Origin of the sequence: Veillonella sp. VA139 (genome assembly GCF_003992005.1) — a bacterium.
Taxonomy (GTDB): domain Bacteria; phylum Bacillota; class Negativicutes; order Veillonellales; family Veillonellaceae; genus F0422.
The window spans coordinates 48854-65673 of the sequence record NZ_RQVL01000012.1 but is presented as its reverse complement, the minus strand read 5'-3'; the positions used below and the strand labels follow the sequence as shown (position 1 = coordinate 65673).

Genomic DNA, 16820 nt, shown 5'->3' with positions numbered 1-16820 from the left:
TTTTTGGAATACATTCATTGTAACAAAGGTTGACCTTCTTTTGCTATTTTATTTTCCCACAAACATTTTACACTAACTAACATATGACTTGCGTTTACTTTAAACAAGGTGTATAATTTAAATATAATTAAATATAAGAAGGACACTTTGATATAACGCCTAACACACGTGACTTTTCAAAAAAAGTGTCCTTCTTTTTTTGTGTCCATTTTTAGGTGGGATTCCTATTAGATGGTCTCTCTATGGTATAATATAAAGCATCAAGAAACACTTTTACTAAAACGACGTAGGATAGGAAAGAGTACGGATAGAATATGAACGAACAATTGCAATCCATTAAGAGCGTGGGACCGCAACGAGTGAAACAATTGAATAAATTAGGAATCTATACGGTAACAGGTTTGTTGCATTATTTCCCACGCACCTTTGAAGATAGACGGCAAGTGTATGCGATCTGTGAAGCTCCTATAGGAGAGATAGTAGGGGTGACAGGGCAGGTAGTACGAGTCAGTGAAAAACGCCCAAGACCACGTATGCATATTCTAACGGTTACTCTATCTGATGGGATACGTCAATTAAACTTGACCTTTTTTAACCAAGCCTATAAGAAAAACTTTTATAAACCAGGTCAACATATCTATGCCTATGGGAAGATAGAACATGCCTATGGGGCCTACCAAATGAATACACCACAAGTGGAACTGATAGAAGAAGGGCAAGTTATGGACCGTGGTATTGTACCTGTTTATGGTTTGACGGAAGGTATGAAACAATGGGGGATCAGATTGGCCATAAAAAACTGGTTTGACCATAATGGCACTTTAGAAGATGTGGTCCCGCAAGATGTGATGGGGAATAAGTTTATCATGAGCCGTTATGATGCCTTTCGGGAGATGCATTTTCCTACATCTTGGGAACGGTATCAAGAGGCACGCAAACAATTAGCCTATGAAGAACTATGGATTATGCAAATGGGGCTAGTACTCCTTCGTGCCCATGAACAGGGGCAAGGGGGATTCCCTATGACCAAAAATGGATCTTTAGTGGAGCGAATTAGAAAAGGCTTACCATTTACTTTGACTGGGGATCAAGAGAAAGCATTAGGAGAGATTGCTAAGGATATGGAACAGCCCCAAGCTATGCAGCGGTTAGTGCAAGGTGATGTAGGTTCTGGTAAAACGGTAGTAGCTGCTTTGGCATTAGCGAAGGCAGTAGAAAATGGATTCCAAGGGGCGATTATGGCACCGACAGAAATTTTGGCTACACAACATTTTGAAAGCTTTCAGGAGCTTTTTCAAGATGCACCAATACGAATGGCATTGTTGACAGGTTCAACGAAAAAAAAGCAAGATCTCTATGATGCCTTAGAACGAGGAGACATCGATGTCATAGTAGGCACTCATGCATTAATTCAAGACAAGGTAGTGTTTCATCAACTAGGACTGATTGTAGTGGATGAACAACATAGATTTGGTGTAGAACAACGGGCGAAATTACAACGAAAAGGAGATCACCCTCATGTGTTAATCATGACGGCGACTCCTATACCACGGACGATGACCTTATCCATTTATGGAGATTTGGAAGTTTCTTTGATTAAGGAAATGCCTCCAGGTCGTAAGCCAGTGAAGACTTACGCTGTAGATTCGTCCTATAAAGAGCGATTACTTACTTTTTTTGAAAAAGAAATGCAAGCAGGTCGTCAGGTCTATGCAGTGTGCCCATTAGTGGAAGAGTCTGAAAAAATGGATTTACAAGCGGCAGAACAGATTTATTATGAATATAAAGAATACTTTGAGCCACACTATCGTGTAGGTTTGGTGCATGGTCGCATGCGTCCAAAGGAAAAAGAAGAAATCATGGATGCGTTCTATCGTCGAGAGATTCATTTGTTAGTATCCACAACGGTGATTGAGGTGGGCGTGAATGTGCCGAATGCGACGATTATGTGTATCCATAATGCGGAGCGGTTTGGTTTATCACAGTTGCATCAATTGCGAGGTCGTGTAGGTCGTGGATCGGCGCAGGCCTATTGTATTCTAATTAGCGATAGCAAAAACCCTGATAGCAAAACTCGACTTTCACTGATGGAACAAACGCAAGACGGATTTGAACTGGCAGAACAAGACTTGCTCATTCGTGGCACAGGGGAATTATTTGGCTTGGCTCAGTCGGGATTGCCAGATTTGAAAGTTGCGAACATCATCAAGGATATACCTATTCTTGTGGAAGCAAGAGAAGATGCTAAAGCATATTTACAATCCCACGGATTTGATGAAGTGCAATCGATTTTGCGGCATCAAATGGAAACACGCTTTGGACCACAGTATATGCGTATTTTGTATAGTTAAAGTTGTTTAGTGAGGGCTAAATATGATACAATAGAGTGAGATTTTATCTGTAGCACAGTGCTATAGATACGTAGTGGTTATGGAGGAAAGACTCATGCCTATTATTCATGTAGAACTTGTGGAAGGTCGTACTTTCGAACAAAAGAAAGCTCTTGGTGAAGCGATTACAAAAGCGACTGTAGAAACTGTTAAAGTACCTGCAGAAGCGGTAAAAGTAATTTTCGTGGACATGAAAGCTGACAATTATATGGAAGCTGGCGTTATGCGCTGCGAAAAGAAATAATTAGGAAAATTACCTACCAGAAGGATAGGTCTATGATAGGGTTAAACTCTTTCATATGTCCTGTCCTTCTTGTTTACATACTAGAGTAGATGAGGTGAATGGTGCAGAATCAAATACATGTGCTATCCGTCCCAATTGATGTGGTAACGATGACGGAAGCCGTAGATAAAGTGCTTTCATTAGTGGGACAGCCAAAATTACATATGGTGGCAACGGCCAATGCAGAAATGATTATGATGGCACAGGAAAATCAAAGATTGTTAGAGGTTCTGCAACAAGCTGATCTCGTTGTACCTGATGGAGCTGGCGCATTATGGGCTGCAGAACAACAGGGACAGCGTTTTCCAGAACGAGTGACAGGTTGTGACCTATTGCAACAGTTATTGAAGGCAGCTAAAGCACATAATATTAAGATATACTGCTTAGGTGGAGCCGAGGGAGTTGTGCAAAAAGCCATCGAGAACATGACAGCTGAACTTGGTGAATTGCCAGTGGTGGGCTATCATTCAGGATATTTTACTGCAGAAGAAGAAGTTGAAATTCTTGCCGATATTGAATGTAGTGGCGCTCAATTAGTATTTGTTGCCTTTGGGGTGCCAAAGCAAGAGTTTTGGATTCAAGACAAATTGTCCCATTTAGATGGTGTTGTAGCCATGGGTGTAGGTGGTTCTTTTGATGTACTAGCAGGTATGCTAAAGCGTGCACCTCTATGGATGCAAGAAAACCGCTTAGAGTGGTTATATCGATTGGCATTGCAACCGAAACGTATTATTCGTATGTTAGCATTGCCTAAATTTATGTGGACTGTATGGCGCCATAAACATTGATACAGTGGAGTCGTGTCTTGGTGGAGCTATTACTAGTTAAGAGAGGTTTAGTATGGGTTTGATTGTTAAAGAAGGATATCCTTTAATCGGTGCATGTCTAGTTGTGACAGCACTGGTAGGCTACTTTCTATCATGGTGGTTAGGAATTATACCATTTGTACTGGCATTATTCTTTACTTATTTTTTCAGAAATCCTAATCGCCGTATTCCTAATGATCCAAAGGTGTTAGTATCACCTGCAGATGGAAAAGTGATGGAAGTAGTAGAGGTGTTTGAGGACACATATTTACATCAACAATGTAAAAAAGTAACGATTTTTTTATCTGTTTTTGATGTCCATGTGAATCGGGCGCCAATGGCAGGTGAAATTACATTTCGTCAATATACAGAAGGTCGTTTCTTGCCAGCCTATAAAGATTCAGTAGGCTACGAAAATGAACGTCATACAATTAGCATTAAAAATGATAAGATGGAAATTGTGGTGACACAGATTGCGGGGTTATTGGCTAGACGTATCGTGTCTTGGACAGATGTAGGAGATACCTTAGAGCAAGGTACCTTGTATGGTATGATTAAATTCGGATCTTGCACAGAACTATTTGTTCCATTAGATGTAGAAATTTGCGTTACAAAAGGACAACATGTAGTTGGTGGAGAAACGATTATTGGGAGGGTGAAAGATGAATAAGTCTATATTTCCCAATCTTTGCACAGCAGCAAATTTAGCCTTCGGTGTGATAGGCATTAGTTTATCTGCTACAGGTAATTTTACTTGGGCAGCCATATGTGTGCTTTTGTCCTTATTAGCCGATGGCTTAGATGGACGGATTGCTCGTGCTTTGGGTGTTTCTGGAGATTTTGGCCGTGAATTAGATTCTTTAGCCGATGTAGTTGGCTTTGGCGTATCTCCAGCTTTTATGCTGTATATGATGAGCCTAGATCACTATGGTTGGTTAGGCTATGTGCCATTGTTGGTATTCTCTGTGTTGGGAGCTTTCAGATTGGCACGATTTAACATTATGACAGAAGAAGTACACGGTTACTTCCAAGGGTTACCGATTCCTGCAGCAGGTTGTATGGCAGCTACGTATGTGTTAAGTGGTGTTCGTATTCCTGATGTGGCGTTGATGTTAGCTATGATATTCGTAGGTTACTTGATGGTCAGCAATGTGCATCATCCAGATTTCAAAGGGAAAGGTAGCGATCCAGTGCAACCCATTGCCGTAGGTATTACTGTAGGTTGTGGCGTATTTTGCCTATTGATGGATTATCGCTCTTGGCCGGTATTGATTTTTGTATTATATGCTGTATATGGTATTAGTAATACTATCATCAACAACATTCGTAAATAGGAAGGAACTAGGATGAATTACGTTTGGTTTGACCTAATTATGATTCCCATACAGGTAATTATCGTATTTTATACCTTATATTACTTTGTGTTGATGGTCTGTGGCATGTGGCATAAAAATGATAAAACAGAATGTCCGCCGAAACATTCCTTTGCTATTATCGTCTGTGCCCATAATGAAAGTGCCGTGATAGGTCAATTGGTGAATAATCTACAAGTCTTAGATTATCCTCGCCACTTATATGATATCTTTGTGGTGGCAGATAATTGTAAAGATGACACCGCTAGGATTGCCCGTGAAGCTGGTGCTGAAGTGTATGAACGCTTTAACACAGAAGAAGTGGGTAAAGGATATGCCATGGGCTGGATGTTTGACAAAGTATTCGCCATGGAACGCAAGTACGATGCATTCGTCATTTTTGATGCGGATAATCTAGTGCACCCTCATTTCCTCTATGAAATGAATCGTCATTTGGAAAAAGGGGAACCAGTGATTCAAGGGTACTTGAATGCGAAGAATCCAACCGATACATGGGTGGCTGGTACCTTTGCCATTGCCTTTTGGATGGTGAATCACATGTGGCACTTGGCGAAATATAACTTGGGACTGTCCACAGCCTTGGGTGGCACGGGTATGTGTATTCGTACAGATATTATCCGCGACTATGGTTGGTCATGTAATAGCTTGACGGAAGATATGGAATTTTCCTTGAAACTATTGATCCATGGGGTGAAAACAACATGGGCGCACAATGCTATCGTCTATGATGAAAAGCCATTGACCTTTATGCAGTCTTGGAATCAGCGGAAACGTTGGGCTCAAGGGCATTTTGACACAGGGGAGCGATATATTCCAAAGCTGTTTGTACAAGGTATTAAGAAAGGAAAATGGACAATTCTAGATGGAATTGTGCAGATTACACAGCCCTACTTCTTATTACTGTCAGCATTTTATATTATTATGACCTATATCAATGGTATTGTACCGTTGTATACGAATATTATTTACCAAATCTTGCCAGTACAAGTATGGCAGATTATCGGTATTGGACAATATTTATTTCCACTCATTGTGTTAGCACAAATTAAAGTGCCACCAAAAGTGTGGTTGTATTATTTATTGTATCCGTTATTTATTTATTCTTGGGTACCAGTTACGTTCCTTGGATATTTGAATCGCCACGATAAAGTATGGTCCCATACACAACATACCCGTGGGGTAGCATTAGGGGAAGTGAAACTAACCCGTATGGGCGATACCAGTCGAAAAACAAAAGAATAAACTATGATAAGAGCAACAGGATCATTTGGTTCTGTTGCTTTTTGTATGCTTGTTGGAATGTTTGAGTTAAGGGATTGAAGCTGAAATTATGTGGAAATATTCTTATTTATGTATTGACTTTTGCACCCAAAAGTATATAATTTTGGGTGCAAGGAGGTGTATAGATGATGACCATAGCAAATCAAATAGAAGAGAATATGACAGAAAACCTAGGGAAAATTTTTTCTATACATGATTTCTATCATTTAGGTACAAAAAATACCGTCAAATCAGCACTATATCGCTTACATGAAGAAAAAAAGATTGTAAGGCTTATGGATGGCTTGTATACAAAGCCTAAATATAGTCAAGTTTTAAAAGAATATATTTATCCAGATGCTAGCGTAGTGGCAGATAAATTGGCAGAAAAATTTTCTTGGACTATAGCACCTGCTGGGGAAACTGCTTTGAACTATACAGGACTGTCTACACAGGTTCCTAATGAGTATATTTATATTACTGATGGCGCTTATAGAGAGTATATGTATAGGGGGAAAAAAATAGTTTTTAAACGCACCACAAATAGACATATAACAACTTACTCAAAAGAATTATCTATTTTAATACAAGCGATAAAGGCTTTGGGAAAAAATAAAATAGGAGACAATGAGATACAAAAACTTGCTATATTTGCTAAATATGTGAAAGAAGATTTAAAGAAAGATGTTGTAAAAATTCCTTTTTGGATGCAAGAAATTTTCACAAAAATACAGGAGCTTAACTATGAGTAAACTATTAGAAATCTCAAATGAAGAGTTAGAACTTGTCATTGATAGTACCTCAGATAAACTTAATTTGTCTAAAGTTATTGTAGAAAAAGATTTATGGGTTTGCATGATTTTGGACTATTTGTTTAGTGAATTTAAATATAAAGATGCCATTGTATTCAAAGGTGGTACTAGTTTATCAAAAGTATATAAACTTATTGAAAGATTTTCAGAAGATATTGATCTTGCATTGGATTGGAAGATATTAGGTTATGGTGAAAGAGAACCGTATGAAGATAGAAGTAATACTAAACAAATAAAATTTAATGATGCACTAAATAATGATACAAAAGTATTTCTTAAACATGAGTTACTTCCTATTTTAGAAAATGATTTTAATAAGATTCTAAAAGGTAAATCATGGAATTTTTATATTGATGAAGTGGATGGACAGACCATCTGCTTTGATTATCCTAAAAGTCATACAGATAGCTCTATTTTACAAGTTATACGATTAGAAATTGGGTGCCTGGCAGAACCAATTCCGGTGAATCATCGAAGGATTACTACCTATATTGAAGATGTGTATCCTGACGTATTTAATGAAAATATAGAGGTTATTGCAGTAGATAGTTTACGTACTTTTTTTGAAAAACTAACAATACTTCATAGAGAGGCCAATAGAGTAAATGGAAATTATCCCACAAGGTATTCAAGACATTTCTATGATGTGTATAAAATGTTATTAACAGATATTAAAGAAAAAAGCTTTGAAAATATTAAGTTACTAAAGGCAGTAATTGACTTTAAGAAAAAATTTTATGCAAGTAATTGGGCAAAATATGATGAAATTTTAGAGGGTAAATTAAAGTTAATTCCAGCTGAAGAAGGATTAACAGTTTTTTCGGAAGATTATGATAGTATGAAAAAAATGCTGTTTGGTGAAAAAATACCTTTTCATAGAATAATAAAGACTCTACAAGAATATGAGTATGACTTAAATGAAATTATAAAAAATAAATAGATTATTTTTACATATAGACGGTAGTGAAGTACTATCGTCTTTTGTATTTGGAAAGCCCTGTTGCAGTTCACGTATGGCAACAGGGCTTTTGCTATCCCTCCTCCTAAAAAATATATGATAGAATCCCTAAAATATTATAGATCCAAAATATATTAAAAAACTAATACATTATAAAACTAAATATAGTATGTCCCACAACTATCGGGACTTTTGTCATTTCAAAAATTCACTTTTCTATATACTAAGAGAGGCAAAAGAATTTTATAATCTCTATTGCCAATGACAAAATATGTCATTACCGATGGGTATACTGTACTCATACTTAGTGTTTTGAAAGTGGTATAAGACCACGGAAAGGAAATGATTATGAATTTTTGGAAAGTATTAATGGAATCAATTACAGCGAAGCAAAAACAACAGAATGTACACACAGGAACACATTGGTTTGATGTATCTCAAGACACATCAAAGGTAGTCGTGCCTATGGCACATCCTAGTCAGCTTGGAACAAAAGTTAATGTACATGGACAACCTACAGTTAGCACAATTACTGAGGTAGTAAAATCCCAAGTAGTACCTTGTACTAGTGTACAAACAGAAATAGATATTATAGAGGGGCTTGTGAAAGAGCCTACGGTATCTATGCCAGTAGAACTAGCACAAGATGATGTGATGGCTCAAATGCAAGTATCTGTAGAAAGTCAAGAGGTGGTTCAAGCACAGGTTGATAGTGCAGAGAATGCGCAATTATCTGCACAAACTAAGGACTTAGTGGAATCAGAATCAGATCAAAGCAACACGATTTCAGTACTATCTGGAGCAGTTCACTGTGCAGTGGAAGCCTTTGCACGATTTGGACGAGCAGATATGTTAGCTCAATTAGTGAAGGAACATCCAGTGCATAAAGAGATTGAATACTTAGTAGGTTCCTTAGGGGACTTCTCAGAGGCAGCTCATTTATGTAAAGGGGATGATATGGATTTTGCCGTTCATGCCATTCGTCAAGGTATTAAAGATTGTGAATCCATCACAGCCAATAGCGAAGTGGATACAGCGTTCTTACAGTACTTACCAACCTTAAAAGAAAGCTTAGGGGACTTATTAGATGCTACTGTTCATAGTCAAGAATTACAATTAGCTATGATTCAATGGTGCTTACAATGCGGTTTATACCAACAATCGGTAACCTTAAGTACAGAATGGGTGCCAACGATCTTATTCAATAAAGGTGTTTACTACACCGATCGTACTGACATGGAAGTGTTATTTAAAAAAGAAATTGACTCGATGCAACGGACTTGGAAAGAGTGTTTTGTCATTACGTACCGTGATTATGCGGGGAATAAAGCAGTTAGTGTGGCTGGTGGTGATACAGTAGGAGCAGAGTTATCTGTGATTCGTGATGAATTGCGTGGGGCAATCAACAAAAACCAAGTGACAAAAGCCTTTGAGAAGTTCTCCTATAACAAGGAAAAAATTGTAAAATTCATCCATGATTTGTACCCAGCCTATTTACATGTACAGCAAAATATACGATCTGTTGTGGATGTCATGTATTTCCAAGCGCAATACCCAGAGATTGAAGGATATTTACGTGAATACTATGAAATCCAATGCACTAGCATCAGTTACCATAAACAATATTATCAATTCTTACAACAAAGTGCATCCGATTACGGCGCGTTCATCCGTCAATTCTTACAAGCACCGACAGCAGAATTGGTAGAGCGATTTGATTTGTACAAAGGTGTTTGCTTTGATGAAGAGGATGAGGAATCTTTGGAGTCTGTAGCGGAGGAGACGTTCCAAAAACAACGCATTAAGCTAATCCGTGATTGCCAAGCTATGCTTGCTTATGGCAGTGCAAAAACAGATTTACCACAATTAGAAGTGTTACAATTCTTGGTGGAATTTCATTACATTCGCCATCTTCGCAACAATATTAACCATGCAGCAGATAAAACTTTGGTTATCACTAGTGATATGGTGAAAGAAGCAGTAGCTACCTTGGTATCGTCTTTGCAAGCTGGACAGTGGCTCGGCAATGTAACAGTGGAAGAAGAATTAGAAAAAAATAGAAATATTATATAAAAAAGTATTGCCAATGACAAAATATGTCACTTTCATATGGCATACTAATAGCATAGAGCACATAGTTCTAATACTTGGGGACATAGAAGAGAGAGAACATGTGATTTCTAGTTAGAATATTGTTACTCATTTAAGGAGGATGTATGGAACAAAAAGAAACAGTGTTGTCTGCTGTAGAACAGGCAAAAGAAAAAGTGAATGCACTACTAGAGGATGTAAGCCGTTTTGAATGTGGCCAATTCGATGCAGGTAATAAGGATTTACAGTACTTTTTCGGCGTAGATGTGATTGCAGCACTGGAATCTAGAGAGGATGAGCACAGCACTGCAAGTGGGGCTCGCAAAGCAGGTTTAGCATATTTCACTAAAAAAGTGTATAGCCAACGAAAAGAAGCTGTGAAAGAGATGATTGCTACCTATGTAGATCGGACGCTAAAACGATATGACTGGACCAATGAAGTGGAATATGTAGCGGACCCGTTCGGACAGGATGATGATACAGAAGCATATCAAGAAATCCTACGAGAAACAAAGTTTCCTGTACGTAATTATCTTTCCTTAGAATCGGATGGTATCTACCAGCAATGTAACGAACAGATCCGTCAGGTATTACAAGAGTTGCAGAATACCATCGTGGCTACTTGTGGCGATACTATTTCATTGGATAGTCAGTTTACACAGTGTTTTGTAGTACCTTCCCTGCAAGAAGTGCTAGATACCTTGAATAGCTTGGATACGAATGCCTATTGGGTGAACACCATCGTGCAAGACTTTGAAAAGGGATACTATCATAAACCTGAGCGATATATCGACTATATTGAAGTACACGATATGATACGTGATAAAGGATTTTTATCTCTACTTGGTTTTGATACATGTTATATCTATGGTGATATGGGGGATGCGGCGCAAGAACTGTCGAGGGACCTTGCCGGTGCCGTGGAACTTAGTGATTTAAACTTATATGTAAAAGAGCAGGTACAGTTACTGATGAAAGAGTATGTGACGGCTGTGAAAGTATTAATCGATACAAAATGTCAGTCTATTGTAGAACAAATTGCATAACGTATAGCAGGTAATCCCTGACAGAGAAAGCCACCATCTTGCCTATGACATTTCATGGTGAGACGGTGGCATTTGTGTATACACAAAAAAACTATTGCCTTAGTTGAGAGAGTTTTTTATAATTAAGTTAATTGGTATTTCGAGAGTAAATACTTTCATAAGAGAAAGGACAAAAGAGATGAAACGATACATGGTCAAATTTCACTATCCTAATAGCACGACGGTACATACTGCCTATGAAAGTGTTCATTCCCGTAGCGAAGCAGCGAACAAGGTGAAAGCTCGTGAAGCAGGATGTGGTCGTATTGTAAAAATTATTGCTACTGTGGAGCGATAAGATGGGGGACAAGATAGACAAGACGCAGCGAATTTTGACGATGCAACGTCGCCTATTACAAGGGGAAGTGCTGTGCAAACCAGAGCTGGCAAAAGAGTTCGGCATTAATGAACGGTCTGTACAACGAGATATAGATGATTTACGAGCCTATTTACATGATGAAAGCACTCTCTACGGAAACGAACAGTTGATCGTGTACGATCAAAAACGGAAAGGTTATGTCCTCAGTCATGGAGAATCAGCTTGCTTATCCGTCAATGAACTAGTGGCCATTGCCAAAGTGATGTTAGATAGCCGTTCCCTATTACGAGATGATATGGGGCGCATATTGAATAAATTATTGAAAACATTTTTGCCTCATGAGGAAGTAAAATTAGTTGAAAATTTAATTCGCAATGAATTGCACCACTATGTAGAATTACGACATAAGAAAAATGTGTTGCCTCTATTGCAAGACTTATCAAGAGCCATACAAGAACAACGGTATATTACGATTTCCTATGAAAAGAGTACAAACAAAGAATTGGTCACACGAAAGTTATCGCCGTTGGGCATCTGTTTTTCGGAGTACTACTTCTACTTAACAGCCTATATGGATCGGGAAGAACGAAGCAAAATTCCGAAGGAATTACAGGACTTTCCAACGATTTATCGCTTAGATCGTATCCATAGCTTGACCGTCGAAGAGGAGCACTACCAAGTGCCATCCTATACATCACGGTACCAAGAAGCGGAGTTTCGTAAACGCATTCAGTTTATGTACGGAGGTAGGTTACAACGAGTTACCTTTACTTACGTAGGTCACGATATCGATGCCATACTCGATCGCTTGCCAACCGCCACCATTACCTGGTACGAAGAAGAAACACATACCTACCATATCCGGGCGGAAGTGTATGGCACGGGTATTTGGCGGTGGATACGGAGCCAGGGGGATGCTGTGACGGATGTTAGAGTGGAGGAGTTGTAGGGGCTTATTTTTAGATAGAATGTTATATGAAGGAAGGATACTGTGGTGAAACCTAGTGTGATAATAGGTGTAGTATACTTGTAAATAAATTATTACGCATTTTATTCAATTCCGTTATGACAAATTACAATTTATATAATAGAATAAGAAGTAACATAATAGATGGATTGTCCCTCTCTCGCGTACGATGTACTCGGGGGGGGGGACATTTTGTATATATTTTTTAAAATAGTGTATTTTGAACGTGGTACATGAGAAAGGAATGTATATGGAGAAAGAATTGACACTTGGAAAAATTGTTATTGATGAAGATATGCTGGAACGAGTGATGCGGAAAGTGATGAGGGAGATTGCATCGGAACAAGCAAATGTAGTGTCTGAAAGAACAATTCCTGGTATAAAAATAGATATGCCCAGTAATGCAGAGCTAAATCGTTCAAGAAAATCTGATGATATTAGTAAATATAGTGAATCGTCAAAAATGGACAGCCCAGCTGGGTTTCAAATGGCAGGACAGGATAGAAGAACTACAAGAGAGTATGAATCATTAAAAGAGTCATATCAAGAGTTACAAGAAAAATATAATCAGATGGTAACAAATACTAAGGAAATTGCCACTGAATATGAATCTTTGAAAAAAGAGCATCAAGAAATTAATGATGTTATGACACAAAAAATGAAGAACTATGGCATGCAAGGAGGAGAAGCTATGGGTTTACTAGATACAATATTATCATTTTTTTCGCATCAAGAAAAAACACATAAAAAGAATACTGATACTTTAAAACATGAACAAAATCGGCTGAATGAAGAAGTATTGCATGTAAAGGATACGAATCGTAAGGTATCTAGTGAATTGAATAGTACACAAAATGAATTAGCTCAATTACAACAAAAATACCAAGAGTTATCTATAGCGTATGACAAATTAAACTCTAATCATGGTGCATTAGAAAAAGAATGCCAAGCATATAAAGTACGGAATCAGGAATTAGCAGAAAAATTAAGACTTTCTTTTGAAAGAGGGCAAGAATTATTTGCAGCGGTTCAATCATTGCCAGAATCCTATACTACATATATTGGCTTTGAAGTTAAATTTGATGATCTAGAAAGCTTTATCATTAGTAGCACCATGAAACAAAGTGTATTAGAGAGAATTTGGGACACAGCTAAGAATGCAGTGTTGTCTAATGATACAGGTAGCTTTAATGTGCTATGGTCATATTTTGAATACGCTTGTGAACTATTTAATAAAGGGCGAGAAAAGGATATTTTTGTTATTGATTCAGTATCTGAAGGCGATAGCTACGTGGTGCATGACTATGAGGCAGTACAAGGTAGTGCTTCTCGTGGAAGTATTCAAACCATTTATATTAAAGGGTTTAAAAATGCCTATAATGGAGATCGGTTAAGAAAATCTTGTGTGCGAGTATAAGGAAGTAAATCATGAGTGAAGTGACATTAGAAAAAAATAGACCCTTTCGAGTGGATTTAGAGAACGTAGATTTCTCTAATATAGCGCCTGATAATAACGAAAAGTTTAAAGCTTTAATAAAAATATTTGATAAAACATTGAACTTTACTATCGCCGAAGCAAAAGAGTTTGATGGTTTCACCGCAGCCACAGGAGCCTTTTTAAATACGATGACTGGAGCTGATATTGGAGGTGTTAGAACAAGAACTGTTGAAGGTGTTGTGAATGGTCGTAAGTTAACATTATCTTCTGGGGAAAAGTATAATCTATCTAAAGATGAGTATTACGTTGTAAAAAGAGAATACAGAATACAGAAAAAATTTGAGAAGATGGTAGAACTCTACAAAAAAGGGAAAGAAGAAGAGAAGAAAAGAGATGACTTTTCAATTTTAGATAAATTTGAAGTTAACCAAAATACGGGAGAAATAAGAAATATATCAACAGGTGAATTAGTAGAAAATTTAGGCGCTAACTTTATATCCAAATTTATGAAGCGCACTATGTCTAGGAACTTTTGGGGCGTTGCTATGCCTAGCATAGGAAACGTGAGATTAAGAGAAAATGAAAACTCTTTAAGAAATATTAACATCAATGATAAAAAATTCTACGAACATGTTTACCACGTCCAACTCCATGATGTCACTATTAGCTTCAGAGATATTTTTAAGTATTGGTTACACAAAAAAACATCTGAATCTGCTATTATGAATCTTTTATCCCACCCACGTTTCAAAAGCATCCGTGAGGAATTGGTATCTTTTTTAAACTCCCATCAAACAACAATGGAAGATTGTCGTATTGCAGGTCTTGACTGGTACAAAGACTGGCTCCTTCATTGTGATACAGAGCGTGCAAACATCACACCGTATCATGATAATACCCTATTAGATCCGAACTTGGGTCATTGGGAATTGTTTGAGGAAGCCTTAGATCGTGATAATTTTGATATAGAGGAAGAATCTGCTTCAACAGAGTTTGCCTACGCTCGTGCGCCTCATTTAGATGTACGAGATACAGGGGTATGCGCCATTGACTTTGGTACGAAAAGTACGGTGGTAGCATGTCGTGATCAAGAGGAACGATTATTACGTGTTGGCACAGGGGATTATACACAAGCACCACGCAAAGAAGATTATGAAAATCCTACCACTGTGTACTTCAGTAACCTTAAAAGTTTCTTAAAAAGCTATGCACAGCAAGCGGGTAGACCTTATACGAAATGGGAAGATGTGATGGTGTCCCATCAGGCAGCAGAACATCTGTATGACCATATCGAAGATAATACTACCTACTATGCGACTTTCAGTGAATTAAAACAATGGGCGAACGATAAGAAACGCCATCAAGTGTTGAAAGATGAAGCTGGTCATGAAATTGAACTCATTCCGTATTTGACAATTCAAAATCGTGCGAAACATATCGACCCTATAGAGCTCTATGCTTACTATTTAGGTTTATATATCAACAATATGACCAATGGTATCTATTTAAGCTATATCCTTTCTTTCCCAGTAAATTACGGAAAAGAAGTACAAGAGAAATTGCTGGAAAGTTTCACGAAAGGGTTGAAAAAATCCTTACCACAAAGTATTTTAAGCGATACAGAATTGATGGAAAATTTTGAAGTCTATGGTGGGGCTAGTGAACCAGCTGCTTATGCAATTAGTGCCTTGGAACAATATGAGTTAGAACCAAAAGCAGAAGGGGAAGAAGTACCATATGCTGTATTTGACTTTGGTGGCGGTACTACGGACTTTGATTTTGGTATTGAAAAGAAACCAGAAGATGGACGACGAAAGTTTGAAATTCACCAATTTGGTAAAGGTGGGGACCCGTATTTAGGGGGAGAAAACTTACTACAACTATTAGCCTATACAGTATATGAGGATAATGTTGATGTGCTACGCCAAGAAGGGATTCAAATCGTATTGCCGAAGAAAGCCACACCATTTGCAGGTAGTGAATTACTTGTGATGGATATGGACCAAGCTTCTCAAGAAGCACATTTGAATATGCGTACCTTAATGCGTCTATTACGTCCTATCTGGGAAGAACATAAGGATTATAAAGATGCCTTTGTGGATGGTCCAGTTACCATTGACCTCTATACAAAAGAAAATGGGGAGATGCAACGGAAACCGATTAGATTGAATGTAAATATCAATCATCTTCAAGATGTGATCCGAGACCATATTAAGGTAGGCGTTACAAGTTTTATTAGCCAAATGATGTCGGTTTTCACATTGCGTGAGGATGTACAATATCCAATTCATATTTTCCTAGCTGGCAATTCTTGTCAGTCTCGAATTTTACAAGAAGAGTTTGTCAATGCTTTATTGGATATTACGAAAGAGGCTACAGAAGAATTGGGTAAAAATGCCTCTAATATTTACCGTTTATATCCACCATTAGGAAGTACGATGGACATTGAAGCTATTAATGGTAAATTAGGTAGTGACCTAGATAGAGCTATTGTAGCTGAGTTGATTGGTGCTAGTTTAACACAAGCAGAAGCACGTCATTCCACTCAAATCGATCGCATACGTACAGGTAAAACAGGTGTCGTATTTGGTTTGCTTCGTAGCCGTCGTGGTGGGAAAGATATAAAAATTGTCAATAATAACGAAGTGTCTATTAGTTCTGATGCGACTGAAAATACATTCCCTTACTATTTAGGTAAAGAAGGGGAAAAACGAAACTTTGAAGTAGAAATTAACTTAGCGACTCCGTATCATCAATGGCAAAGTTTCTGCTGGGCTGATGAAGCTAAATTTGAGCTTTATTATACGGATGACTCACGGGCTTTGTATAATGGGGTGCCTATCAATGAAGTAAAACGTGTACATTGTCGTATTGATCAAGATGATGTAGATGAAGATAAATTGATTCTGATTAAAAAGGTAGCCATCGATACCATTGAGTACGTGGTGGCGGACCCAGATACTTTCACAGGTGACACATCAGAGTTAAAAGTGTATTCCAAAGTATTAGAAGCATAAATACTGTTATATAAAGAGAAA

14 protein-coding genes are annotated in these 16820 nt (G+C 37.8%); all 14 read left to right on the top strand.

Annotation, left to right across the window (positions count from 1 at the left end; translation table 11 throughout):
• The first annotated feature begins 314 nt into the window (after positions 1-314).
• The 14 genes from recG to EO125_RS05695 all read left to right on the top strand — a co-directional run bounded on the left by recG (position 315) and on the right by EO125_RS05695 (position 16799).
• Entirely contained in the window at positions 315-2351 is a 2037-nt protein-coding gene (gene recG, locus EO125_RS05755) for an ATP-dependent DNA helicase RecG (RefSeq protein WP_127148059.1), read from the top strand.
• A gap of 94 nt (positions 2352-2445) precedes the next feature.
• Positions 2446-2634: a 4-oxalocrotonate tautomerase gene (locus EO125_RS05750; protein ID WP_009353866.1), complete on the top strand. Its 189-nt coding sequence runs from the start codon at positions 2446-2448 to the stop codon at positions 2632-2634.
• Positions 2635-2735: 101 nt separating this feature from the next.
• On the top strand, positions 2736-3461 hold the full coding sequence (locus tag EO125_RS05745) for a WecB/TagA/CpsF family glycosyltransferase (RefSeq protein ID WP_127148058.1): 726 nt from the start codon (positions 2736-2738) through the stop codon (positions 3459-3461).
• A gap of 52 nt (positions 3462-3513) precedes the next feature.
• A complete protein-coding gene (locus EO125_RS05740; RefSeq protein ID WP_127148057.1) occupies positions 3514-4149 on the top strand; it encodes a phosphatidylserine decarboxylase family protein in 636 nt (211 codons plus the stop codon).
• Entirely contained in the window at positions 4142-4813 is a 672-nt protein-coding gene (gene pssA / locus EO125_RS05735) for a CDP-diacylglycerol--serine O-phosphatidyltransferase (RefSeq protein ID WP_009353835.1), read from the top strand. Before EO125_RS05740 ends, pssA begins: the two co-directional genes overlap by 8 nt.
• A gap of 12 nt (positions 4814-4825) precedes the next feature.
• On the top strand, positions 4826-6094 hold the full coding sequence (locus EO125_RS05730; RefSeq protein WP_127148056.1) for a glycosyltransferase family 2 protein: 1269 nt from the start codon (positions 4826-4828) through the stop codon (positions 6092-6094).
• A gap of 164 nt (positions 6095-6258) precedes the next feature.
• On the top strand, positions 6259-6864 hold the full coding sequence (locus EO125_RS05725; RefSeq protein WP_127148055.1) for a DUF6088 family protein: 606 nt from the start codon (positions 6259-6261) through the stop codon (positions 6862-6864).
• Positions 6857-7864 (top strand): nucleotidyl transferase AbiEii/AbiGii toxin family protein, encoded by a 1008-nt coding sequence (locus tag EO125_RS05720; protein ID WP_127148054.1) that lies wholly within the window; start codon positions 6857-6859, stop codon positions 7862-7864. Before EO125_RS05725 ends, EO125_RS05720 begins: the two co-directional genes overlap by 8 nt.
• A gap of 366 nt (positions 7865-8230) precedes the next feature.
• Positions 8231-9955 (top strand): TM1812 family CRISPR-associated protein, encoded by a 1725-nt coding sequence (locus tag EO125_RS05715; RefSeq protein ID WP_164726451.1) that lies wholly within the window; start codon positions 8231-8233, stop codon positions 9953-9955.
• Positions 9956-10098: 143 nt separating this feature from the next.
• Positions 10099-11019, top strand: a complete 921-nt coding sequence (locus EO125_RS05710) for a hypothetical protein (protein WP_127148052.1) — start codon at positions 10099-10101, stop codon at positions 11017-11019.
• Between the two features lie 178 nt (positions 11020-11197).
• Positions 11198-11356, top strand: a complete 159-nt coding sequence (locus EO125_RS09845; RefSeq protein ID WP_164726450.1) for a hypothetical protein — start codon at positions 11198-11200, stop codon at positions 11354-11356.
• Between the two features lies 1 nt (position 11357).
• Positions 11358-12326 carry a YafY family protein gene (locus EO125_RS05705; RefSeq protein ID WP_127148051.1) on the top strand — a complete coding sequence of 323 codons (969 nt, stop codon included), beginning with the start codon at positions 11358-11360 and terminating at the stop codon, positions 12324-12326.
• A gap of 268 nt (positions 12327-12594) precedes the next feature.
• The gene (locus EO125_RS05700) at positions 12595-13761 is read left to right on the top strand and encodes a hypothetical protein (protein ID WP_127148050.1); all 1167 of its coding nucleotides are present in this window, start codon (positions 12595-12597) and stop codon (positions 13759-13761) included.
• Between the two features lie 11 nt (positions 13762-13772).
• A complete protein-coding gene (locus tag EO125_RS05695; protein WP_127148049.1) occupies positions 13773-16799 on the top strand; it encodes a hypothetical protein in 3027 nt (1008 codons plus the stop codon).
• The last annotated feature ends 21 nt before the right edge of the window (positions 16800-16820 follow it).

Coding starts and splice junctions, on each gene's coding strand:
- EO125_RS05695 (WP_127148049.1), top strand. CDS start 13,773: ATGAGTGAAGTGACATTAGAAAAAAATAGACCCTTTCGAGTGGATTTA.
- EO125_RS05710 (WP_127148052.1), top strand. CDS start 10,099: ATGGAACAAAAAGAAACAGTGTTGTCTGCTGTAGAACAGGCAAAAGAA.
- EO125_RS05740 (WP_127148057.1), top strand. CDS start 3,514: ATGGGTTTGATTGTTAAAGAAGGATATCCTTTAATCGGTGCATGTCTA.
- pssA (WP_009353835.1), top strand. CDS start 4,142: ATGAATAAGTCTATATTTCCCAATCTTTGCACAGCAGCAAATTTAGCC.
- EO125_RS05725 (WP_127148055.1), top strand. CDS start 6,259: ATGATGACCATAGCAAATCAAATAGAAGAGAATATGACAGAAAACCTA.
- recG (WP_127148059.1), top strand. CDS start 315: ATGAACGAACAATTGCAATCCATTAAGAGCGTGGGACCGCAACGAGTG.
- EO125_RS05750 (WP_009353866.1), top strand. CDS start 2,446: ATGCCTATTATTCATGTAGAACTTGTGGAAGGTCGTACTTTCGAACAA.
- EO125_RS05730 (WP_127148056.1), top strand. CDS start 4,826: ATGAATTACGTTTGGTTTGACCTAATTATGATTCCCATACAGGTAATT.
- EO125_RS05720 (WP_127148054.1), top strand. CDS start 6,857: ATGAGTAAACTATTAGAAATCTCAAATGAAGAGTTAGAACTTGTCATT.
- EO125_RS05715 (WP_164726451.1), top strand. CDS start 8,231: ATGAATTTTTGGAAAGTATTAATGGAATCAATTACAGCGAAGCAAAAA.
- EO125_RS05705 (WP_127148051.1), top strand. CDS start 11,358: ATGGGGGACAAGATAGACAAGACGCAGCGAATTTTGACGATGCAACGT.
- EO125_RS05700 (WP_127148050.1), top strand. CDS start 12,595: ATGGAGAAAGAATTGACACTTGGAAAAATTGTTATTGATGAAGATATG.
- EO125_RS09845 (WP_164726450.1), top strand. CDS start 11,198: ATGAAACGATACATGGTCAAATTTCACTATCCTAATAGCACGACGGTA.